18 protein-coding genes are annotated in these 21324 nt (G+C 69.0%); 13 read left to right on the top strand and 5 right to left on the bottom strand.

All coding sequences use genetic code 11. The annotated features are described in order from the left end of the window. The first annotated feature begins 58 nt into the window (after positions 1-58). The gene (locus AB7878_RS01570; protein WP_369492669.1) at positions 59-1705 is read left to right on the top strand and encodes an alpha/beta hydrolase; all 1647 of its coding nucleotides are present in this window, start codon (positions 59-61) and stop codon (positions 1703-1705) included. Positions 1706-1927: 222 nt separating this feature from the next. Further along, positions 1928-2437, top strand: a complete 510-nt coding sequence (locus AB7878_RS01565) for a DUF3761 domain-containing protein (protein ID WP_369492668.1) — start codon at positions 1928-1930, stop codon at positions 2435-2437. A 269-nt stretch (positions 2438-2706) separates the two neighbouring features. Here AB7878_RS01565 and AB7878_RS01560 read toward each other — a convergent pair whose 3' ends face one another. The 3 genes from AB7878_RS01560 to AB7878_RS01550 all read right to left on the bottom strand — a co-directional run bounded on the left by AB7878_RS01560 (position 2707) and on the right by AB7878_RS01550 (position 6488). Next, entirely contained in the window at positions 2707-3132 is a 426-nt protein-coding gene (locus AB7878_RS01560) for a VOC family protein (protein WP_369492667.1), read from the bottom strand. A gap of 76 nt (positions 3133-3208) precedes the next feature. Beyond that, positions 3209-4018 (bottom strand): DUF6597 domain-containing transcriptional factor, encoded by an 810-nt coding sequence (locus tag AB7878_RS01555; RefSeq protein ID WP_369492666.1) that lies wholly within the window; start codon positions 4016-4018, stop codon positions 3209-3211. A gap of 22 nt (positions 4019-4040) precedes the next feature. Then, positions 4041-6488, bottom strand: a complete 2448-nt coding sequence (locus AB7878_RS01550; RefSeq protein ID WP_369492665.1) for a DUF3772 domain-containing protein — start codon at positions 6486-6488, stop codon at positions 4041-4043. Positions 6489-6721: 233 nt separating this feature from the next. Here AB7878_RS01550 and AB7878_RS01545 point away from each other — a divergent pair, with 233 nt between their 5' ends. Beyond that, positions 6722-8563 (top strand): ABC transporter ATP-binding protein, encoded by a 1842-nt coding sequence (locus AB7878_RS01545; protein WP_369495698.1) that lies wholly within the window; start codon positions 6722-6724, stop codon positions 8561-8563. A 76-nt stretch (positions 8564-8639) separates the two neighbouring features. Here AB7878_RS01545 and AB7878_RS01540 read toward each other — a convergent pair whose 3' ends face one another. Further along, positions 8640-9695: a hypothetical protein gene (locus AB7878_RS01540; protein ID WP_369492664.1), complete on the bottom strand. Its 1056-nt coding sequence runs from the start codon at positions 9693-9695 to the stop codon at positions 8640-8642. 142 nt (positions 9696-9837) lie between these two features. On the opposite strand from AB7878_RS01540, the gene AB7878_RS01535 reads away from it, so the two are divergent. Next, positions 9838-10611, top strand: coding sequence for an AraC family transcriptional regulator (locus AB7878_RS01535; protein ID WP_369492663.1), 774 nt, complete (start codon positions 9838-9840; stop codon positions 10609-10611). A 105-nt stretch (positions 10612-10716) separates the two neighbouring features. On the opposite strand, the gene ald is transcribed toward AB7878_RS01535, so the two are convergent. Beyond that, on the bottom strand, positions 10717-11835 hold the full coding sequence (gene ald / locus AB7878_RS01530; RefSeq protein WP_369492662.1) for an alanine dehydrogenase: 1119 nt from the start codon (positions 11833-11835) through the stop codon (positions 10717-10719). Between the two features lie 164 nt (positions 11836-11999). Between ald and AB7878_RS01525 the strand changes: the two genes are divergently transcribed. The 9 genes from AB7878_RS01525 to purF all read left to right on the top strand — a co-directional run bounded on the left by AB7878_RS01525 (position 12000) and on the right by purF (position 21037). Next, a complete protein-coding gene (locus AB7878_RS01525) occupies positions 12000-12473 on the top strand; it encodes an Lrp/AsnC family transcriptional regulator (RefSeq protein ID WP_369492661.1) in 474 nt (157 codons plus the stop codon). Positions 12474-12528: 55 nt separating this feature from the next. Further along, the gene (locus AB7878_RS01520) at positions 12529-12954 is read left to right on the top strand and encodes a MerR family DNA-binding protein (RefSeq protein WP_369492660.1); all 426 of its coding nucleotides are present in this window, start codon (positions 12529-12531) and stop codon (positions 12952-12954) included. Next, positions 12951-15569, top strand: a complete 2619-nt coding sequence (locus AB7878_RS01515; RefSeq protein ID WP_369504047.1) for a heavy metal translocating P-type ATPase — start codon at positions 12951-12953, stop codon at positions 15567-15569. The genes AB7878_RS01520 and AB7878_RS01515 overlap by 4 nt, the downstream gene beginning before the upstream one ends. Before the next feature lie 135 nt (positions 15570-15704). Beyond that, positions 15705-15839, top strand: coding sequence for a hypothetical protein (locus AB7878_RS01510; protein ID WP_369492658.1), 135 nt, complete (start codon positions 15705-15707; stop codon positions 15837-15839). Between the two features lie 10 nt (positions 15840-15849). Next, a complete protein-coding gene (locus tag AB7878_RS01505; protein ID WP_369492657.1) occupies positions 15850-16014 on the top strand; it encodes a hypothetical protein in 165 nt (54 codons plus the stop codon). Between the two features lie 304 nt (positions 16015-16318). Next, complete coding sequence (gene folC, locus AB7878_RS01500; protein WP_369492656.1) at positions 16319-17659, top strand: bifunctional tetrahydrofolate synthase/dihydrofolate synthase; 1341 nt, start codon at positions 16319-16321, stop codon at positions 17657-17659. A gap of 76 nt (positions 17660-17735) precedes the next feature. Then, a complete protein-coding gene (locus AB7878_RS01495; RefSeq protein WP_369492655.1) occupies positions 17736-18818 on the top strand; it encodes an SPOR domain-containing protein in 1083 nt (360 codons plus the stop codon). Positions 18819-18843: 25 nt separating this feature from the next. After that, positions 18844-19548: a CvpA family protein gene (locus AB7878_RS01490; RefSeq protein ID WP_369492654.1), complete on the top strand. Its 705-nt coding sequence runs from the start codon at positions 18844-18846 to the stop codon at positions 19546-19548. Between the two features lie 13 nt (positions 19549-19561). Then, positions 19562-21037, top strand: coding sequence for an amidophosphoribosyltransferase (gene purF / locus AB7878_RS01485; RefSeq protein WP_369492653.1), 1476 nt, complete (start codon positions 19562-19564; stop codon positions 21035-21037). The last annotated feature ends 287 nt before the right edge of the window (positions 21038-21324 follow it).

Genomic DNA, 21324 nt, shown 5'->3' with positions numbered 1-21324 from the left:
TCTCCCGGAGGGAGAAGGGAGATTGTTTCAGCCACGTTGTTTGCCAAAGGGGATCACCATGCGTAGTCGTCCCGTCGTCGCCGCGCTGCTCAGTTGCGGCCTGCTGTTCTCCGCCACCGCGTTCGCGCGCGACACCGCGCCAGCCGTACCCGCGCACCGTTTCTTCCATGTCCAACTCGGCAGTGCCGGGACGCAGCCGGTGTCCGGCCGGCTGCTGCTGTTCGCAATCGACGCGAAGGATGCCGAGGCCGCGGCGAAGGAGCACGGCGGCGACGGCAAGGTGGAGGAGGTGGACACCAGCCCGTTCTTTCCCACCCAGACCGCGGTGGCCGCGCGCGAGGTGAGCCGGCTCGTGCCGGGAGAGGCGGTCGACATCGACGCCGACCACACTGCGTTTCCCACCGGCTGGTCGCAGCTGGCGCCGGGCGACTACTACGTGCAGGCCGTGCTCGACGTGCACCACGACTACAACTACCACGGCCGCGACGGCGGCGACCTGGTGAGCAAGGTGGTGAAGCTGCATCTGCCGACTGCGGCCATACCCGACCTGACGCTCACGGATACATTGCCGGAGCGCAAGGCGTGGGACATCCCGAAGCGCTACATGAGCGAGACCTCGCTCAAGCATTTCGACGAGGCGCGCCAGCACACGCAGGCCATCGACTTCGTCAGCCCCGCGTTGAGCGCGTTCTGGGGCCGGCCGATCCACATGCATGGCTGGGTGATGCTGCCGCCAGGCTACGACGCCAAGGCCGCGACGACCTATCCCACGGTGTACTACACGCACGGCTACGGCGGCGACGCGAACACGCTGGCGGGCAGTGCCGCGATGGTCTACGGCGCCACGGCGGAAAAGCAGATGCCGCCGATGATCTGGGTGTTCCTCGACCAATCCAGCCCCACCGGCACCACGGAGTTCGCCGATTCGGTAAACAACGGTCCGTGGGGCGTCGCGCTCACCACCGAGCTGATCCCGCAGCTGGAAAAGACCTATCGCATGGATGCGAAGTCGAGCGGCCGCTTCCTGCAAGGCCATTCGTCGGGCGGCTGGGCCACGCTGTGGCTGCAGACGCGCTATCCGAAGATCTTCGGCGGCACCTGGTCCACCTCGCCCGACCCCAGCGACTTCCACGACTTCACCGGCGTGGACCTGTATGCGCCGCACGCCAACGTCTACCGCAAGCCCGACGGCACGGCCTATCCGCTGGTGCGCGACAAGGGCAAGGTGCTGGCCACCTTCCAGCAGTTCGCCCAGCTGGAACGCGTGCTCGGCCCCTACGGCGGCCAGATGGCCTCGTTCGACTGGGTGTTCTCGCCCAAGGGCAAGGATGGTCGGCCCGAGCCGATGTTCGACCGCGACACCGGCGACGTCGATCCTGCCGTGGTGGCCTACTGGCGCGAGCACTACGACATCGCGCACCGCCTGCAGCAGCACTGGCCCGAACTGAAGCCCGAGCTTGACGGCAAGATCCATCTCTACGTGGGCACCGCCGACACGTTCTACCTCGACGGCGCCGCGCACAAGCTCAAGGCGGTGCTGGACGGCCTGCACGCGAAGTCCGACATCCGCTTCATCCCGGATCGCACGCATTTCGACCTGTACGCCGTCGGCAAGGATCGCCAGGGCCTGTTGAAGGAGATCAGCTGGCAGATGTACGCGGTGGCGCGGCCGCATTCGGCGCTGAAGCCGCCGGCGCAGCCCTGAGCACGATGGAAGCCTGCCGTTGCGGCAGGCTTCGCATCGCATCGACATGGTTTTGCGGCATAGTCGCGCGGCCGGTGCGGACTTCTCCGCGCCCGGACGCCAGGTGCTGGCAGTCGCTTCCCACGTGAAGCGTTGCCGGCGCGTGACGAACGACACGGCATACTGAGGCGAGGGCAGGGCCGGTCGCACCAAGATCACCATCGCGCAGGAGGGAGTCTGAAGATGAAAGCGTCCATCGTGTTTTCCCTGGCCTTTGGCTGCCTGCTGGCCATGCCGGCCGTTCAGGCGCAGCAGTCCGCTGCGCCCGCTGGTTCCACCGGCCAGTGCAAGGACGGCAGCTACACCAGCAACGCCACCAAGCGCGGCTCCTGCAAGGGCCACAAGGGCGTGAAGGAGTGGTACGCCGCCGACGCCGCCCCGGCCAAGGCGTCGAAGCATGAGTCGAAGAAGGAGGCCGCCGCGGAAGCGGCTGCACCTGCAGCTGCCGCCGCACCGGCTGCCGCCGCGGCTCCTGCGGCTGCGTCGAAGAAATCCACGGCCTGGACCAAGCCGGCCGCCACCGCGGCGCCGGGCGGCGGTCCGGGCATGGTCTGGGTCAACGACAGCAGCAAGGTCTACCACTGCTCCGGCGACAAGTGGTACGGCAAGACCAAGCACGGCGAGTACATGAGCGAGGCCGACGCCAAGGCCAAGGGCAACCACGCCGAACATGGCAAGGCCTGCACGCCATAAACCCCGGCACGGCAGCCGCTGCAGAAACGCGAAGGCCGGCGCAAGCCGGCCTTCGTTTTCGTGATGCCTCGAACGGCTGTCCCGAAACCCGATCGTGTTGAGCGTAGCGGAACGAAGTTCCGCGCAGTCGAAACAACCCCCTCACGCAAACACGAGTCCCTTCGACTTCCTCGCTCTCGAAGTGCGGACGTCCATGTGCACTCTCCGCGTCGCGCCTTCGGCGCCAGGTTCCGGGCGAACGGATTCCGTTTTACTCACGGATACCGCTTTCACTCAGTCCGCCACGGATCGTAGCTGCCGAACGACCACAGGTGGCCTTCCGGGTCGCGGCAGCTGTAGCCGGTGCCGCCGTAGTCCTTCTCCTCGCAGTCGTCCACGATCACCGCGCCGGCGGCTTTGGCGTGTTCGTAGTGGGCCCGGCAGTCGGCGACGATCACATAGGTGCACTGGGTTTCGCGGCCGCCGACCTCGTCGGGCTGGGCGATGTGCCGGCCGAACGCGTCGTCGCGCACGCTGCCCAGCATCAGCATGCCGTGGCCGTGCACGAGCTGGGCGTGCGCCACGCCGCCGGCATCGTCGTCGTAAACCGCATGTTTCTCGAAGCCGAAGGCGCGGCACAGCCAGGCGATCATGGCGTGGGTGTCGCGGTAGCGCAGGCAGGGGATCAGGGTGCTGCCGTGGATGGCGTCCGACATGGCGTGCTCCGTGGTGGTTGGCGGATGCAGCCTACGCTTGCCGCGGAGGGCGGTCTTGTAGATTTTTCCGCTCGTGTCAGTCCAGCCGCAGATGGTTCGGGCCGGAGCCGCGGCAGGCCATGAACTCGCCCGGCGTGATACCGGCGAAGGCGCGGAATTCGTGGTTGAGGTGAGCCTGGTCGCTGTAACCACTGTCGGCGGCAAGCTCGCTCCAGCGCACTTCCGTATGTGGGTGCGCCTGCGCCACCACGGCACGGAAGCGCAGCAGCCGGGCGAACTGCTTGGGCGTCATGCCCACTTGCTCGCGGAAGCGCGTGCCAAAGCGGTGCGCCGACCACCCGCTGTCGCGTTGCAGCGCACCGATGCGCACCAGTTGCGGCACGCGGCCAAGCACGGCGACGGCATGGGCGATCACCGGATCGAGTGCCGGTTCGGCGCGCAGGCCACATAGCCAGCCTTCCAGCAGCGCCAGCCGGCGCAGCGGTTCGGGCGTCTCCAGCAGGCGTTGGCGCAGCCGGCGCGCGGAAGCGCCGAACAGCGCGTCGAGATCCACGTCGCGCCGGCCCAGCTCACCGACGTCTATGCCGATCAGCGCGTGTGCACCGCCGGGACGGAACGTCAGCCCCATCACGCGGATCTGCTCGGCAGTGTCGATGATCCAGCTGCGCTGGTACGGGCCGCCGATCACGCTGCCGGAGGCGCGCTCGCAGCGGCCGTCGTCGTGCCAGACGCGGGTCTCGTCTTCGTGCAGGTTGACGATCAGCGAGGTGCCGGGCACCGGCAGGATGCGTTCGCGGGCGGAGGCGGCCGGCGGCATGTCCCAGTCCCAGATCGTCTCGATCAGGGCATCCAGCGGCGGCGCGGGGACGATGCTGTGCCAGGCCATCGGCTTGCCCCGCGCGCCGTGCTCAACCGGCCTGCGATGGCGCGGCGGGGCTGTCCTCGCCCAGCGGCCCCAGCGTGCGCACCACCATGCTCTGCGGCGTGGACAGCGGCAGGTTCGCCGTGCGCAGGCGGGCCAGGATGTCGAACAGGATGTCGCTCTTCACCGCCGTCACGTCGCGCGGGCTGCGCACGTAGGAGGTGATGCTGAAGGTCATCGAGCTGGCGTTGATGTTGTCCAGCCGCACCACGGGCGGCGGCGTGCTCAGCGTGGCGGGGTGTGCCTTCAACGCGTCCTGCATCAGCTGGCGCGCGCGCGCCGCATCGGTGTCCAGCGGCATCGGCAGCAGGATGCGCACGCGGCCCTGCGCGCTGGCGTGGGTCACGTTGCGCACGTTCTGGGTGATCAGCTGCGAGTTCGGCACGATCACGGTGGAGCGGTCCCACAGCTGGATCTCGGTGGCGCGCACGTTGATGCGGCGGATGTCGCCCTCGACCTCGCTGCTCAGGCTCACCCAGTCGCCCACCTTCACCGGCCGCTCCACCAGCAGGATCAGGCCGGAGATGAAGTTCTGCACCACCGCCTGCAGGCCGAAGCCGATGCCCACCGACAGTGCGCTGGCGATCCACGCGATGCTCTGCAGGCTCACGTTGAGCGCAGCCAGCGCCAGCGCGAACACCAGCACGCCGCCCAGATAGCCGAGCAGGGTGACGATGGAGTCGCGCATGCCCGGGTCCATCGCGGTGGCGGGCAGCAACTGGTCCCGCAGCCAGCGCTTGAGCATGCGCAGCGCCACCAGCCCCAGGACGAACACCGCGACCGCGCCCAGCACGGTGCCGGGCTCGATGTTGAGCTGGCCTAGCTTGAGCCCGCTGAACAGCTGCAGCGTGCGCTGCGCCAGTTCCGTCGGACCGGCGTCGAACGGCGCCAGCACCAGCGCCAGCGCGGCCAGCGCCAGCAGCACGCGGGTGACGCCGGTGAGCACGGTGGCAGCTTGCTCCAGCGTGCCGGGAGCGAGGTCGAAGCCGGCTTGCAGATGCTTGCCGCTGCGGCCGTGCGGCGACAGCAGCACCTCGAACAGGTCGCGCACCAGCTGCATCAGCAGGTACAGGCAGGCGGCCACCAAGCCGGTCCACAACATCTGCACCGCGACGAAGAAGGCCAGCGCGATGAAGCCGGTGCAGACTGCGAGCCAGCACAACGCCACGCCCAGCGCGGCGGCGAAGCTCAGCAGGCCCACCCACAACGGCCGGCGCGCCTGGGTGTCGCCCGTCGCATCGGCCTCGCGTCGCGCATGGCGCAGGTGCAGCAGCACCAGGCCGATCAGCGCGCTGATCAGCAGCGCCAGCAAGGCATGCAGCAGCACCGTGGCCGGCAGGCTGGAGCCGATGCTGCGGATGACCCGCTCGGTGAGGCCGGTCAGCAGCGCGACGCCGCCGAGCAGCCACGGAAAGCGCCGCAGCCGTTGCGCGGCGAAGTCCGACAGCGGCAGCAGTCGCCACGAGGTGCGTCGCGCCGACAGCAGCGCACTGCCCAGCCCGGCCATCAGCGCGGCGAAGCTGACGGTGTGCACCGCCGAGGCGGCCATCGCGTCGAGGTCGGCGTCCAGCGTGTCGTTCCAGGCCAGGCCCAGATGCACCAGCCTTGCGGCCAGCCCGATCACCAGGGTGGTGGACAGCGCCATCACCGCCGCCATCGCGCTGCGGCGCAGGTGGCCGTCCGGCAGCCAGCGCGCGGCGACGAACTGCCACAGCCGCTGCAGCGTCCAGCGGCCGCCGGCGAGCAGCAGCACGGCGGCGGCCAGGCACAGCAGCAGCGGCTGTCGGTTCGGTGGCTGCCAGGCGTCACCCCAGGCTTCGGACCAGCGCGCGGCAAGGCGCTGGAAGCGGGTCAGGTCGTTCGGCAGCGAGCGCGCCTGATCGGACCAGAACGCATGGCCGAGCGGCGTGTCCGTGCGCGCGGCGAGGCGCGCCTGGAACTGGTCGTTGCGCAGGCCGGTGATCTGCGCCACCAGTTGCAAGGCATCCAGGCCCAGCGATTTCGCCTGCACGATCTGCGCGTTGAGGCTGGCTTGCGCCTTGTCCAGCTGGCGGCGCTGCGCGGCCACTTCCGGTGCCTCCGGCGGTGCGCCCTTGGCCGGCGGTGGTCCCAGCACGGTGAGCTGCGCCTGCAGCGCCGTCATCTGCGGCGCGAGGCTGTCGGCCAGCTGACGCGCCTGGTCCTGCACCTGCATCGCGCTGGTGCGCAGGTCGGCCAGCGGCGTGCTGCCGGCCTTGCCGTTCTGCGCATCCTTCAGCGCCGCCTTCGCCGTGTCGAGCTGATCGCTCAGCTGCTGCAGGGTTTGCGCCGGCGTGGCGGCGGAGGCCGTGGTGTCCGCGTCGGCATGCGCCCAGGCGGGGGCGGCGCCGAAGGCCAGCGCCAAGGCCAGCAGGAAGGCCGGGAACGCCGGCAGGCGACGAAGCAGGGTAGGCATGCCCGGCATGATCCGGGTGACGTCGCGGGTGGTCAATCGGCGGGGTCGTGCAAGCGGGGCTGGCGTTCAGCCGGGGCGCACGTGCGGTTGGGTGGCTTTTGGGACAGGTGTGCTGCGCGTTTGGAGGGCGGCTGCATGCAGGGGTGCGGACGAGGAAGGACTCACCCTCTCTTGCGAACCGGCGGGCGTGCACCCACGCTAGGCATCTCCCCGCATGATGTGCGCTCCCCATGATCTTCCGCTGGTTCGAATCCCTGATCGATCCGTTCAAGGAACCGGTCGACGGCATGCCGCCGGCCTCGGTGGGGCGCTTCTACGCCTTCTACCTGCGCCAGGTGTGGCCGGTGTTCCTCGCCGTCGTCGTGGTGGGTTTCATGGTGGCGGGCATCGAGGTGTCGCTGTTCGGCTTCATCGGCCGCGTGGTGGACCTGGCGAAGGAAGTGCCGTCGGCGGACTTCTTCCAGCGCCACGGGCGCGAGCTGCTGTGGATGGCGCTGGTGATCGTGGTGGCGCGACCGATCTTCAACGCGCTGCACGACCTGCTGGTGAACCAGGCCATCGTGCCCAGCCTCACCACCCGCATCCGCTGGCAGAACCATCGCTACGTGATCCGCCAGAGCCTGGGCTTCTTCCAGAACGACTACGCCGGGCGCATCGCGAACCGCATCATGCAGACCGGCAGTTCCCTGCGGCAGTCGGCGGTGCAGATCGTGGACGCGATCTGGTACGTGGTGGTCTATACCGCCAGCGCGGCGGCGCTGTTCGCGCACGCCGATGCCTGGCTGGCCGTGCCGCTGCTGGTCTGGGTGGTGCTGTACGTGGGCGCGCTGGCGTTGTTCATCCCGCGCGTCAAGCAGCGTTCGTGGCTGGCCTCGGCGGCGCGTTCCAAGCTGATGGGCCGCATTGTGGACGGCTACGGCAACGTGCTCACGCTGAAGCTGTTCGCGCACGGCCATCGCGAAGAAGCCTACGTGGCCGAGGCGATGGACGAGCAGACCGAGAAGACCCGGCGCATGACCCGCGTCACCACCGTGATGGACGCCTGCATCACCGCGTTGAACGGCCTGCTGATCGCCGGCACCTCGGCGCTGGCATTGTGGCTGTGGAGCGAGGGTCGGGTGACGGTGGGCGCGATCGCGCTGTCCACCGGGCTGGTGATCCGCATCAGCAACATGTCCGGCTGGATCATGTGGGTAGTCAACGGCATCTTCGAGGACGTGGGCACGGTGCAGGACGGCATCACCACCATCGCCCAGCCGCGCGCGGTGCAGGACCGCGAGGGCGCAATGCCGCTGGAGGTGACCCGCGGCGCGGTGCATTTCCACGACATCCATTTCCACTATGGCAAGAAAGGCGGGGTGATCGCGGGCCTGGAGTTGGCCGTGCGTGCGGGCGAGAAGATCGGCCTGGTGGGGCCGAGCGGCGCGGGCAAGTCGACGCTGGTGAACGTGCTGCTGCGCTTGTACGACCTCGAGGGCGGGCAGATCACCATCGATGGCCAGGACGTGGCGCAGGTGACCCAGGAAAGCCTGCGCTCGCAGATCGGCGTGGTGACCCAGGACACCTCGTTGCTGCACCGCTCGATCCGCGACAACATCCTCTATGGCCGGCCCGACGCCAGCGAAGCGCAGCTTGCCGACGCCGTGCGCAAGGCGCGCGCCGACGAGTTCATCCCCACGTTGCTGGATGGCGAAGGCCACACCGGGTTCGATGCATTGGTGGGCGAGCGTGGCGTGAAGCTCAGCGGCGGCCAGCGCCAGCGCATCGCCATCGCCCGCGTGCTGCTCAAGGACGCACCGATCCTGGTGCTGGACGAGGCCACCAGCGCGCTCGATTCCGAAGCCGAGGCGGCGATCCAGGACAGCCTGGACCTGTTGATGCAGGGCAAGACGGTGATCGCCATCGCGCATCGCCTCTCCACCATCGCGCGCATGGATCGCCTCGTGGTGCTGGACAAGGGCTGCATCGTCGAAACCGGCACGCATGCCGAACTGGTCACACGCAATGGGCTGTATGCGCGGCTGTGGAAACGCCAGACCGGGGGCTTCGTGGCGGCGGAAGATAGCGTGGCCTAGCGGTCGCGCATTTGCTTCGGCGGCGAGCTATCGCCGCATCGCTCCGCATCGGAGGTTCTTTGTCAGCGCCACCGGTTCAGGCGATCAGCTCGCGGTGCGGATTGCGGCCGAACGACGCCGGTCCGCTCAGGCGCAAGGCGGCCGCGACGTAGGCCCAGAGACCTTCCGGCGATGTTGCGTGTTCGGGCGGCGAGCCGCCAGGCCCCTGTCGTCCTGCGGTGCCGGTCTTGACGTACTTGCCGATGACCGTTGCGGTGCCGCCCGGCGCATGATCCGAGCCCGGCAGTGTCCGGCTGAATTCACCGGTCAGCAGCGTCACCACATTGCGCCGTGGCAAGGCCATCACGCGGTCGAGGAAGGTGATCAGCGATGGTGTGATGGGGGCCATGATGTCGCGCGCCAGCGTCCCAACGTCGTCGTGATGCGTGTCGAACTGCCGGTCGGGCCGTCCGGTGTAGGCCGGTTGCGCGAAGATCACGCCGACGCCGGCATGGATCAGCGATTCGATGCCGGCGAAGGTCGAGCACTGGCTGTCAATGAGGGTGCTCACGGCAGGTACGCCGTAGGCGCTCCGGATGGCGTTGAGCTGCACGGTGGGAAGGTGCCCACGTGCATCGTCAAGGCTGGCGATGCGTTCCAGCGTGATGTGGCCTTCCGCCGGAGGCGTCGTCGCGACCCCGACCGGCAGGCCTAGACTGTTCACCACCGCGCAGCGGATGGCCTTGCCCGGCATGGCCGCAGCCATGCGCAGCAGCTGGCTGCGCGAAGCCCGCTCCAACATCGCCGCCCGTGCATCCGCATGGGGGTAAAGGCCATGCCGGAAATCGATCGACGCCATGTGCGCCATGGCCGTTTCGGGCAGCGCACCAAACGAACCCGCATCGACGCAAAGGCCATTGTCGAGATGGCGGACGTTGTCGGCGGTTACGCCGAAAGCGCCGCTGGCAAGGAACGAGTCCGCGCTGTTGAACAAGCCGGCCGGCCCGCCGTTGAGCCAGAGTACGACGAGGGTCGGTTGTTCGGGGGCGTCGCGGGTTTCGGCGCGGAGGGGCCATTCGCCCAGCGCGAGCGTCCCCGCAATGGCTGCGCCTGCCTTGAGTATCGCGCGCCGCGAGATGGGACGGTCGTTCATCGGATTGTCTCCAGTCGTGCTTGTTTCGCGAGCGGCGCCGCGGATGTGTCGGCGAAATCCGGGCAAACGCCGCGTTGCCGTGAGGTCGCCATTCGCCCAGAATCAGCCTAGTGGTGTCCGTATATCGACAGGAGACCATACTGTGTCGCATTCCAGACAACGTGCCGGTTCGGCCACGGCATGGCCGGCGACCGCGCTGACCAAGAATTATCCGAAGGGGTGCCTCATCCCGCGGCACCGGCACAAGCGCGGACAGCTCATCTACGCTGCGTCGGGCGTGATGCAGGTGACGACCCGCGAAGGCATCTGGATAGTGCCGCCGCAGCGTTCGTTGTGGGTGCCCGCCGCGATGCCGCACGAGATCCATATGGAAGGCCATGTCGCCGTACGCACGCTGTATCTGGATCGAGCCGCGGGGTCGCTGCTGGGCGACCATTGCAGGATCCTGGCGATCACGGATTTGCTCCGCGAGCTCATCCTGGCAATGGTCGGCGCATACGGGGCCAGGGACGCGCAACGCATGCACATGATGTTGCCGCTGCTGTTGCACGAGCTGCACGGTGCCGACGAGTCGGCCATCCACATTCCCACGCCGTCGGATCCGCGGTTGAGGAAGGTGTGTGGCCGTCTGCTGGCCGACCCTTCCCGGACCGATACGCTCGACCAGCTGGCGCAGCAGGTCGGCGCGAGCAGTCGAACCCTGGCGCGGCTCTTCGAGAGCGAATTGAAGATGAGCTTCGTGCGTTGGCGGCAGCACGTGCGGCTGGCTCGTGCATTGAGCCGGCTGAATGCAGGGGCTTCGATCAAGAGCGTGGCGCGTGACGCCGGCTACGCCAGTTGCAGCGCCTTCTGCGTCATGTTCCGCCAGGTCATGGGCATCACGCCCACCGGCTACGGCAGGCGGATGATCGCCTGAGCCACCGGGCTCGGTCGTCGATCCGGATGGACTGATGCACCAAAGCCACGCACGGGTGGGTGCGACCGTTCCGCGACCATCGCGGAACGGTCGCACCGCGGGGGCTTACATCCCGATCGCGGTTTCCGCCTTCACGTACGGCAGGCCATGCGCCTCGGCCACCGGCTCGCAGGTCACCTTGCCTTCGCAGACGTTGAGGCCTTGGCGCAGGTGCACGTCCTGCGCCAGCGCTTGCTTCCAACCGAGGTTGGCCAGCGCCAGCGCGAACGGCAGGGTCACGTTGTTCAGCGCGAAGGTGGAGGTGCGCGCCACCGCGCCCGGCATGTTGGCGACGCAGTAGTGCACCACGCCGTCGACCACGTAGGTCGGGTCGGCGTGGGTGGTGGCGTGCGAGGTTTCCACGCAGCCGCCCTGGTCGATCGCGACGTCGACGATCACCGCGCCCGGTTTCATGGTCTTGAGCATCGCGCGGGTGACCAGCTTCGGCGCGGCGGCGCCCGGGATCAGCACGGTGCCGATCAGGAGGTCGGCGCGGCGCACCAGTTCCTCGATCGCGGAGCGGCTGGAGAACACGGTGGAGATCGCGGTGCCGAACTGGGCGGCGAGGCGCTTCAGCGCCTCGGCCGAGCGGTCCACCACGGTGACCTTGGCGCCCATGCCCACGGCGATCATCGCCGCGTGCGTGCCGGACACGCCGCCGCCGAGGATCACCACTTCCGCCGCCGGCACGCCCGGCACGCCGCCCAGCAGCACGCCGCGCCCGCCCTGCGCCTTCTCCAGCGAGTGCGCACCCACCTGCGGGGCGAGCCGGCCGGCGACCTCGGACATCGGCGTCAGCAGCGGCAGCGAGCCGTTCGGTGCGGTGACGGTTTCGTAGGCGATGCAGATGGCGCCGCAGGCGACCAGGTCGCGGGTCTGCCCGGCATCGGGCGCGAGATGCAGATAGGTGAACAGGATCTGGCCCTTGCGGAGCTTCTTGCGCTCCACCGCCAGCGGCTCCTTCACCTTCACGATCATGTCGGCTTCGGCAAAGATCGGATCGGGGCCGCTGGCGATGCTGGCGCCCGCCGCGACATAGTCGGCGTCGCTGATGCCCGCGCCCAGGCCCGCGCCGGCTTCCACCACCACCTGGTGGCCGTGATGCACCAGTTCCTGCACGGACGACGGGACGAGGCCCACCCGGAACTCGTTGTTCTTGATTTCCTTCGGCACACCGATGCGCATGGCTACAGGTCTCTGGCTGGGAAGCGAGGTAGCGGGCCGGCAGGAATGCACGCCGATGGAGCGGCAGTATGATCGTCGTGCCACGCAATTTCTCGCCGATTTCAATCGTGCCTTGGTCTGTTTGTAGAATGTTTGCCGGTGAAATGCCTGGTGACTGAAATTCCATGCCGCATCCCGATCCAGCCCTCGACGAGCGCGATCGCGCGATCCTCAAACTGCTGCAGCAGGACGGTCGCCTGACCAACCTGGAGCTCGCCCAGCAGATCAACCTCTCGCCCTCGGCCTGCCTGCGCCGGGTGAAGCTGCTGGAGGAGCGCGGGCTGATCGCGCGCTACGTGATGCTGCTGGACGAAAAGGCCGTGGGCCTGCCGGGCACCGCCTTCGTGCTGGTGACACTGGACCAGCAAGGTCGCAGCGCGCTGGACGCGTTCGAGGCGGCGATCCAGCGCCACCCGGAAGTCACCGAGTGCTGCCTGCTCGCCGGTGCGGCCGACTACATGGTGCGCGTGGCCTACGCCGACGCCGCCGACTTCGAGCGCATCCACACCGACATCCTCACCCAGCTGCCCGGTGTGGTGCGCGTGCAGTCCACGCTGGCGTTGCGCACGGTGAAACGGACGACGGCGTTGCCGGTGTAACCGGTTTCGCACTGCGCTTGACTCTGGACCTGAATCAAAGGTCTAGACTTGTGCCATGAACACTCCAGCGCAGTCCCTCACCATCGGTGCCGTCGCCAAGCGCGTCGGCGTGGCCATCGACACCATCCGTTATTACGAGCGCGAAGGCCTGCTGCCGGAGCCGCTGCGGCGCGCCTCGGGTTATCGCAGCTACGGCGAGGGCACCGTCGCGCAATTGCGCTTCATCCGCCGCGCGAAGGAGCTGGGCTTCACGCTGGAGGAAATCCGCGAGCTGCTGGCGTTGTCGGCGGATCGCCAGCGCGGCGTGAAGGCGGTGAAGCAGCGCGCCGAGCAGCGGCTGGCGGCGATCGAGCAGCGCATCGCCGAACTGCAGCGCGTGCGCGACGGACTGGCGCAGCTGGTGGCTTCCTGCCCCGGCCACGGCAAGCCGGAAGAGTGCCCGATCCTGCGTGCGCTGAGCGACGAGGAGGGGCAGGCATGAGCGGGCAGGGCAGTTGCTGCACCCCGGCGTCGGCGGGCATGGAAACTACGGGGCGCGATCCGGTGTGCGGCATGGCGGTCGATCCGGTCAACGCGTCGCATCGCAGCGTGCACGCGGGTGGCGAGGCGGTTTTCTGCTGCGCCGGCTGCAAGACGAAGTTTGATGCCGATCCCACGCGCTATCTGGCTTCCGCGCCGAAGCCAGCTGCCGGTTGCTGTGCATCCGGCGCAGCTCCGTTGGTGCCGCAGGGGCATCACGACCATGCGCACCACGAACACGGTCATCACGGTCACGATCACCGCGGCCACGCCCACACAGTGAAGGACCCGGTCTGCGGCATGACGGTCGATCCGCAAACCGCCATGCATCACGCCGAACACGATGGCCACGACTACCACTTCTGCTCGGCACGCTGCCGCGAGAAGTTCGTGGCCGATCCCGCGGCCTACCTGGGCGAACGCGAGCCTGCGCCGCCGGCGACGGCTGGCACGATCTACACCTGCCCGATGCACCCCGAGGTGCAGCAAGTCGGCCCCGGCCACTGCCCCAAGTGCGGCATGGCGCTGGAGCCGATGATGCCGAGCGCCGAGGAGGACGACGGTGGCGAGTTGCGCGCGATGACGCGCCGCTTCTGGATGCTCGTTGTGCTGACCGTGCCGGTATTCCTGCTGGCGATGGGGCCACACCTGTTCGGCTGGCACTTGCCATCGCCGTGGGGAAGCATCGCGGGCTGGGTCGAGGCGCTGCTGTCCACCGTGGTGGTGCTGTGGGGCGGTGCGCCGTTCTTCGCGCGGGGCTGGCGTTCGCTGAAGCCCTGGCATCCGAACATGTACACGCTGATCGCGCTGGGCACCGGCGTGGCCTGGGCGTACAGCGCGGTGGCCTTCCTGCTGCCCGGCATCTTCCCCGCCGGCTTCCGCGATATGCACGGCCGCGTGGGCGTGTATTTCGAATCGGCGGCGGTGATCGTCACCTTGGTGACGCTGGGCGATTTCCTCGAACTGCGCGCACGCCGGCGCACCGGCGCGGCACTGAAGGCCCTGCTGGGACTGGCGCCGAAGACCGCGCGGCGCATCGCCGCCGACGGCAGCGAGTCCGATGTGTCGCTGGACGAAGTACACGCGGGCGACACCCTGCGCGTGCGTCCCGGCGAGAAGGTGCCGGTGGATGGCGCGGTGCTCGAAGGCGAGAGCTATGTCGACGAGTCCATGCTCACCGGCGAGCCGATGCCGGTGGCGAAGGGCACGGGCGACGCGCTGGCCGGCGGCACGCTGAACCGCGACGGCGCGCTGGTGATGCGCGCGACCAAGGTCGGTGGCGAAACCTTGCTGGCGCAGATCGTGAACCTGGTGGCGCAGGCGCAGCGCAGCAAGGCGCCGCTGCAGCGCCTGGCCGATCGGGTGGCTGTGTGGTTCGTGCCCGTGGTGGTGGCGGTGGCCGTGCTGGCGTTCGCGGCGTGGGCGCTGCTGGGGCCGTCGCCGCAGCTGGCACATGCGCTGATCGCGGCGGTGTCGGTGCTGATCATCGCCTGTCCCTGCGCGCTGGGCTTGGCCACACCGATCTCGATCATGGTGGCCAGCGGGCGCGGCGCGCAGCACGGCGTGCTGTTCAAGGACGCCGGCGCGATCGAGGCGCTGCAGGGCATCGACACCCTGGTGGTGGACAAGACCGGCACGCTCACCGAAGGTCGGCCCGCGCTCACCGAACTGGTGGTGCTGAATGGCCAGCCGCGCGAATACCTGTTGGCGCTGGCTGCCGCGCTGGAGCGGCCCAGCGAGCATCCGCTGGCCCATGCCATCGTCAGCGCTGCCGACGGTGAAGGCGTGGAGAAGCTCGTCGCCACGGGGTTCAAGGCGCTCACCGGTCGCGGCGTGGTCGCCAACGTGGAGGGCGCCGCGGTGGCGCTGGGCAATGCGAAGCTGCTGGCCGAACTCGACATCGCACTCGACGCGGCGGCGAACGCGCGCGCCGAGGCGCTGCGCGGGCAGGGCGCCACGGTGATGCATCTCGCCGTGGGTGGCGTGCCCGCCGCCTTGCTCGCGGTGGCCGATCGCATCAAGCCCGAGGCGGCGCAGACCATCGCGGCGCTCAAGGCAGCCGGCCTGCGCGTGGTGATGCTCACCGGCGACAACGCAACCACGGCACAGGCGGTGGCGCGGCGGCTCGGCATCGGCGAAGTGCAGGCCGAGGTCTCGCCGGCCGACAAGGCGGCGGCGGTGAACGCGCTGCGCGCCGCGGGCCGCAAGGTGGCGATGGCGGGCGATGGCGTCAACGACGCGCCTGCGCTGGCCGCCGCCGACGTGGGCATCGCGATGGGCAACGGCAGCGACGTGGCGATGGAGAGCGCGCAGGTGACGCTGGTGAAGGGCGAGCTGGGCGCGATCCTGCGCGCCCGCAGACTGTCGCGGGCCACGGTGCGCAACATCCGCCAGAACCTGTTCTTCGCCTTCGTCTACAACGGCATCGGCGTGCCGCTGGCCGCGGGTGTGCTGTATCCCGCGTTCGGCCTCGTGCTGTCGCCGATGATCGCCGCGCTGGCGATGAGCCTCAGCTCGGTGTCGGTGGTGAGCAATGCGCTGCGGCTGCGCAAGGCGCCCTTGGAGCCTGGGCGGTAGGAACACATGTGGCTGCCGCGCAGGCTCCTTGGTGACGGCTGTCATTCGCGATCGCTGACGATCGATCCTGCCGCGGGGCGGCGCGTCGGCGGAGCATTTCCTTCGCACCCAATCACGGGTCGAAGGAGATGCCCCATGAACACGATTGCCACGATTCGCGATGCCCTGGACCGCTACGCACTCCCGCTGCTGCTGGCCCTGTTCTCCAGTGCGTCGATCGGTTTCGGCCTGGTCTGGTCGCTGCACGCAGTCATCCGTCCGCTGGTTTGAGGAGGGCGCCATGAATACCGTCGACGACCTGCGCGGCACGCTGGAGAAACACGCGCCGCTGCTGCTCGGCCTGCTCGTGGTGCTGCTGTCCGCCCGGGCGCTGAAGAAGATGTTCTGGACCGTGTTCGGCATGTACATGGCGCTGCATTACAGCGGCATCCATCCGTTCGGTTGAGAGCCTGTTCAATGTCTCCACGTAGCTCGCGTTGCCCACGAATGGCCGTCGGGTGGTGGCGCGTGGCGCAGCGCCTGCCTGGCTGGCAGAGCCTGCCCCCGCGAAAGCGGGGGTCAAGCCGCGCGCTGCTGCATGGTGGCCATTCGTGGGCAACCCATGGGGCCGGGTCTGTTTGCCCGCATCCCCGCGTCATCACTCGGTCGTGGACGGACGTCCACTCCCTCGTTCTTCCTTGGCCTGCGCGCAAACAGCTCCCGGCGCGGGCCACGCGGAGACATTGAACAGGCTCTGAGGGCGTCGCCCTGTGCGCGAGGGGCGCGAGGTTCTAAGCTGCGCGCCTTCCCGCAGCACGCGAAGTCCGAGCATGTCACGCACCCTCGCCGAATGGCTGGCCTATCAGGAACAGGTCCACCCGCACAGCATCGCGCTGGGCCTGGAGCGCGTGCGCGGCGCGTGGCAGCGGATGGGCGCCCCGGTACCGGCGCGGCGGGTCATCACGGTGGGTGGCACCAACGGCAAGGGTTCCACCGTGGCCTTGCTGGAGGCGATGCTGCAGGGCGCGGGGCTGCGCGTCGGTGCGTTCACTTCGCCGCACCTGCTGGCCTACAACGAGCGTGTGCGCATAGCCGGCCGTGACGCGGACGACGCGGCGCTGGTCGCCAGCTTCGAGCGCATCGAGGTGGCGCGTGGCGACACGCAGCTGACCTATTTCGAGTACGGCACGCTGGCCGCGCTCGACCTGTTCGCCCGCGCGCAGCTCGACGTGGCGATCCTCGAGGTGGGCCTGGGTGGGCGGCTGGATGCGGTGAACATCGTCGACGCCGATGTCGCGGTGATCACCACGGTGGACCTCGACCACATGGAGTGGCTGGGGCCGGACCGCGACAGCATCGGACGCGAGAAGGCCGGCATCGCCCGTGCCGGGCGGCCGGCGATCGTGGGCGAGCTCGATCCGCCGCAGGGCCTGCTCGACGCGCTGGCCGCCAGCGGCGCGCGCGTCGAACGCGCGGGCACGGATTTCCGCACCGAACGGCATGCGGACGGTTGGCGCTGGCAGCATCGCGACGGCACCGCGATGGAGCTGCCCATGCCCGCGCTGGTCGCGCCGGTGCAGATCGCGAACGCCGCGGCGGCGATCGCCGCGCTGCATGCGCTGTGGATCGAAGGCGGCCCGCTGGCGCCGCAGGATGCCTATGCCGCGGTCTGCCGCGGCCTGCGCCATGCGCACGTGGCGGCGCGCCTGCAATCGCTGGGCGGCGACCCACCGCTGATCGTGGACGTGGGCCACAACCCGCAGGCCGCGCGCGCGCTGGCCGCATGGCTGGACGCACAGCCGCCTGCGCACACCCATGCGGTGTACGGCGCGCTGGCGGACAAGGACGTGGCCGGCGTGATCGCCGCGCTGGGCGCGCGCATCGCCCACTGGCACCTCGCCGGCCTGGACGGCGCCAGCCCGCGCGGTCTGGCGATGGATGCGTTGGCGGAAGTCCTGCAGCAGACCCTGCCGCAGGCGAAGGCGGACCGGCATGCCGACGTGGCCGCGGCACTGGCGGCGGCGCGCGCGGCGGCGCGGCCGGGCGAACGCATCCTCGCGTTCGGCTCGTTCTTCGTGGCTGCGGCGGTGATCGCTGAACACGACCAGTGAGCCGCGGGCGGTGCGCGGAGCGGGGCAGGTATAATCGCCGGATTGCGGGCCGTGCCGGCCGCCGCGGAGCGAACTCTTGAAAACACGTCTGCTGGGGGCTGCCGTCCTGATAGCCCTGCTCGTCATCTTCGTGCCGATGTTCTTCTCCAGCAATCCGCCGCCGGCCACCGCCAGCGACCAGTCCGTAGGCCTGGCGATCCCACCCGCGCAGGACAGCAACCTGCAGACCCGTACCATGAGCCTGACCCCGGGCGCACCGGCCATGGCCGGCAGTGCCGCGGCACCGGCGCCAGCCACCACGGCGGCGACGCCGGCGCAGGGCGACCAGCTCGCCACGGTGAACATCGCCTCGCGCCGTCCCACCGACGTGGGCACCGACGCGGCGGCGCCCAAGGCACAGCCGCCGGCCGGGCCGGTGATGGGTTCCGGCGCCTCGCCGTCGCAGCCGGTGATCCCGTTGCAGGGACAGGGCGGCACCGCCGCCACGCCGCCCATCGCCAAGGCGCCGACGAAGACGGCCGCGGTTCCGGCGGCGACGCCCAGCCCGGCACCGGTGGCCACGCCGCCGGCAGCATCCGCGTCCGCGGACCATGCGCTCTATGTGCTCAACCTCAGCGCCTACGCCAACGCGAACAGCGTGGATCACCTGGTGCGCCGCGTGCGCTCGCTCGGCTATCCGGTGCTCACCCGCGTCATCACCCAGGCCGGCAAGCAGCTCACCCTGGTGACCGCCGGCCCGTTCGATTCGCGCACCAGTGCCGAAGCGGCGCGACTGAAGATCACCCAGGCCATCCCCGGTGTACCGGCGAAGCTGGTGGAGGGCTTGGGCCATGCCGACTCCAACATCGCGGCTACGCCGGTCAAGACAATCACCACGACGAGCGCCGCGCCGGCCACTGCAGCCGCCGGCACGCCGCCGCGCGCCGGCGGCTACGCCGTGCAGCTGGCTGCGCTGGGCAGCGAGGCCGACGCGAATGCGCTGCGCGACAAGCTGCGCGCGGGCGGCTTCGACGGTTTCGTGGACACGGTGAGCGCGGGCGGCAAGCAGCTGTGGCGCGTGCGCGCCGGTCCGCAGACCCAGCGTGCCGACGCCGAGCGCGTGCGCGACGAGATCAAGGCGAAGTTCGGCATCGGCGGCAACGTGGTCAACGTCCCCTGATCGGCACACTGGCGCGGACCCGGGCATGAACTGGATCGACTACACGATACTCGGCGTGCTGGGCCTATCGGTGCTGGTCGGGCTGTGGCGCGGCCTGGTGTCCGAGGTGCTGGCGCTGGTGATCTGGATCGCCGCGTTCTGGGTGGCCTGGCTGCTCGGGCCGACGGTGTCCGCGCATCTGGACGTGATCAGCCATCCCGCGCTGCGTGTGGCCGCGGGTTACGCACTGTGCTTCGTGCTGATGCTGGTGCTGGGCGCGCTGCTGCGTTTCCTGATCCATCGCCTGCTGGTGAGCACCGGCCTGTCCGGCACGGATCGCCTGTTCGGCATGGTGTTCGGGCTGGCGCGTGGCGTGCTGCTGGTGTGCGTGGTGGTGTTCCTGTGCCAGTTCACCACGTTCACCCGCGAGCCGCCGTGGCGGGCTTCACTGCTGCTGCCGCCGTTCCAGAGCGCCACGATCTGGCTGGGCCAGCAGGTGCCGCCCAGCGTGCGCGAGCATTTCCATCCCGCGGCGATGTCGGAATCGCTGCGCGGGAAACTCGACCCGGCGGCGATGTCGAACGCCGTGCGCGAGCACCTGGACCCGGCGGTGATATCGGATGCGCTGCACGGGAAACTGGGCTCCGCGGACCCGTCCGAGGCATTGCGCAAGCCACTGCCAGCCACCATCTCCACACCGGGCGCGGCCCCTGTGCCGGCCGCCACCGTCTCTCCCTCGAATCACCCGTAGCAGGCCATCCATCATGTGCGGAATCATCGGCATCGTCGGTACCACCGAAGTGGCATCGGCGCTTTACGACGGCCTGACGGTGCTGCAGCACCGAGGCCAGGACGCGGCCGGCATCGCCACGGTGGACGGCGCGCGGCTGCGCCTGCACAAGGGCAACGGGCTGGTGCGCGACGTGTTCAACCAGCACGCGATGAACCGCCTGCGCGGGCGCATCGGCATCGGCCATTGCCGCTACCCGACGGCCGGCTCGGAGGGCGCCGAGGAGGCGCAGCCGTTCTACGTGAACTCGCCCTACGGCATCGCCATCGCGCACAACGGCAACCTGGTGAACACCGAGGCGCTGCGCAAGGAGATGTTCGAGGACGACCGCCGCCACATCAACACCGATTCGGATTCCGAGGTGCTGCTGAACGTGCTGGCGCACGAGCTGCAGATCCAGGACCGCATGGCGCTCACGCCGGACCACATCTTCAAGGCCGTCGCCGGCGTGCATGCGCGCGCGCGCGGCGGCTACGCCTGCATCGCGCTGCTGCTCGGCTACGGCGTGCTGGCGTTCCGCGACCCGAACGGCATTCGCCCGCTGGTGCTGGGCGAGCGCGTCACCGCGGAAGGGCGCGAGTACGCGGTGGCGTCCGAGTCGGTGGCGTTCGACGTGCTCGGCTTCAAGCGCCTGCGCGACGTGGCGCCGGGCGAGGCGGTGTTCATCACCGACGACGGCCAGTTGCACACGCGCCATTGCGCGGACGGCGCCACGCATACGCCGTGCATCTTCGAATACGTGTACCTCGCGCGGCCGGACTCGATGATCGAGAACGTGTCGGTGTACAAGGCGCGCCTGCGCATGGGCCAGAAGCTGGCCGAGAAGATCCTGCGCGAGCGGCCCGACCACGGCATCGACGCGGTGATCCCGATCCCCGACACCGCGCGCACCGCCGCGAGCGCGCTGGCCGAGGCGCTGGGCGTGCCGTTCCGCGAGGGCTTCGTCAAGAACCGCTACGTGGGCCGCACCTTCATCATGCCGGGGCAGGGCGACCGCGTGAAATCGGTGCGCCGCAAGCTCAACGCGATCGACCTGGAATTCCGCAAGAAGAACGTGCTGCTGGTGGACGACTCCATCGTGCGCGGCACCACCTCGCGGCAGATCATTCAGATGGCGCGCGACGCCGGTGCGAAGAATGTCTACTTCGCCTCCGCAGCGCCGCCGGTGCGCTACCCCAACGTCTACGGCATCGACATGCCTTCGGTCACCGAACTGGTCGCCGCCGGCAAGACCGAGGCCGAGGTGCAGCAGATGCTCGGCGCCGACTGGCTGATCTACCAGGATCTCAAGGACCTGGTCTGGGCGGTGCAGGACGGCAACGAATCGCTGCAGCACTTCGACGCTTCCTGCTTCAACGGCGAATACGTCACCGGCCTCGACCAGCATTACCTCGAACAGATCGAGATGCTGCGCTCCGACGACGCCAAGGCCGCGCGACGCGTCGGATGAACCACGTGTAGGAGCGCACCCTGTGCGCGAATGCTTTTTTCCGATCAGCGCCAGAGCTGAGAAAGGACACTTCCGGTGCGAGATAAACCGTCAAGCCGTGGCTCGTGGGGCAGCCCGAAAGCCTTCCGGGATCTGGCGGTTTTTCTTGTCGTCCTTGGAGCCTTGATTGCCTTCGATTCGAAGGTTCTGGGTGTCTGGTTGGGGTTGGTGCAGGTAGGTCTGTTGGTGGCTGGTTCGCTCGTCCTTTTTTGGCGTACCTGGAAACACCGGGCCGAAGGCAGGGTCTT

The sequence above is a fragment of the Rhodanobacter humi genome (assembly GCF_041107455.1).
Taxonomy (GTDB): Bacteria; Pseudomonadota; Gammaproteobacteria; order Xanthomonadales; family Rhodanobacteraceae; genus Rhodanobacter_A.
Note: the sequence above shows the minus strand (reverse complement) of the source record. Positions and strands in the feature narration are given on the sequence as shown.

Coding starts and splice junctions, on each gene's coding strand:
- AB7878_RS01490 (WP_369492654.1), top strand. CDS start 18,844: ATGAACTGGATCGACTACACGATACTCGGCGTGCTGGGCCTATCGGTG.
- AB7878_RS01515 (WP_369504047.1), top strand. CDS start 12,951: ATGAGCGGGCAGGGCAGTTGCTGCACCCCGGCGTCGGCGGGCATGGAA.
- ald (WP_369492662.1), bottom strand. CDS start 11,835: ATGCGCATCGGTGTGCCGAAGGAAATCAAGAACAACGAGTTCCGGGTG.
- AB7878_RS01505 (WP_369492657.1), top strand. CDS start 15,850: ATGAATACCGTCGACGACCTGCGCGGCACGCTGGAGAAACACGCGCCG.
- AB7878_RS01560 (WP_369492667.1), bottom strand. CDS start 3,132: ATGTCGGACGCCATCCACGGCAGCACCCTGATCCCCTGCCTGCGCTAC.
- AB7878_RS01565 (WP_369492668.1), top strand. CDS start 1,928: ATGAAAGCGTCCATCGTGTTTTCCCTGGCCTTTGGCTGCCTGCTGGCC.
- AB7878_RS01570 (WP_369492669.1), top strand. CDS start 59: ATGCGTAGTCGTCCCGTCGTCGCCGCGCTGCTCAGTTGCGGCCTGCTG.
- AB7878_RS01520 (WP_369492660.1), top strand. CDS start 12,529: ATGAACACTCCAGCGCAGTCCCTCACCATCGGTGCCGTCGCCAAGCGC.
- AB7878_RS01550 (WP_369492665.1), bottom strand. CDS start 6,488: ATGCCTACCCTGCTTCGTCGCCTGCCGGCGTTCCCGGCCTTCCTGCTG.
- AB7878_RS01510 (WP_369492658.1), top strand. CDS start 15,705: ATGAACACGATTGCCACGATTCGCGATGCCCTGGACCGCTACGCACTC.
- AB7878_RS01555 (WP_369492666.1), bottom strand. CDS start 4,018: ATGGCCTGGCACAGCATCGTCCCCGCGCCGCCGCTGGATGCCCTGATC.
- purF (WP_369492653.1), top strand. CDS start 19,562: ATGTGCGGAATCATCGGCATCGTCGGTACCACCGAAGTGGCATCGGCG.
- AB7878_RS01525 (WP_369492661.1), top strand. CDS start 12,000: ATGCCGCATCCCGATCCAGCCCTCGACGAGCGCGATCGCGCGATCCTC.
- AB7878_RS01540 (WP_369492664.1), bottom strand. CDS start 9,695: ATGAACGACCGTCCCATCTCGCGGCGCGCGATACTCAAGGCAGGCGCA.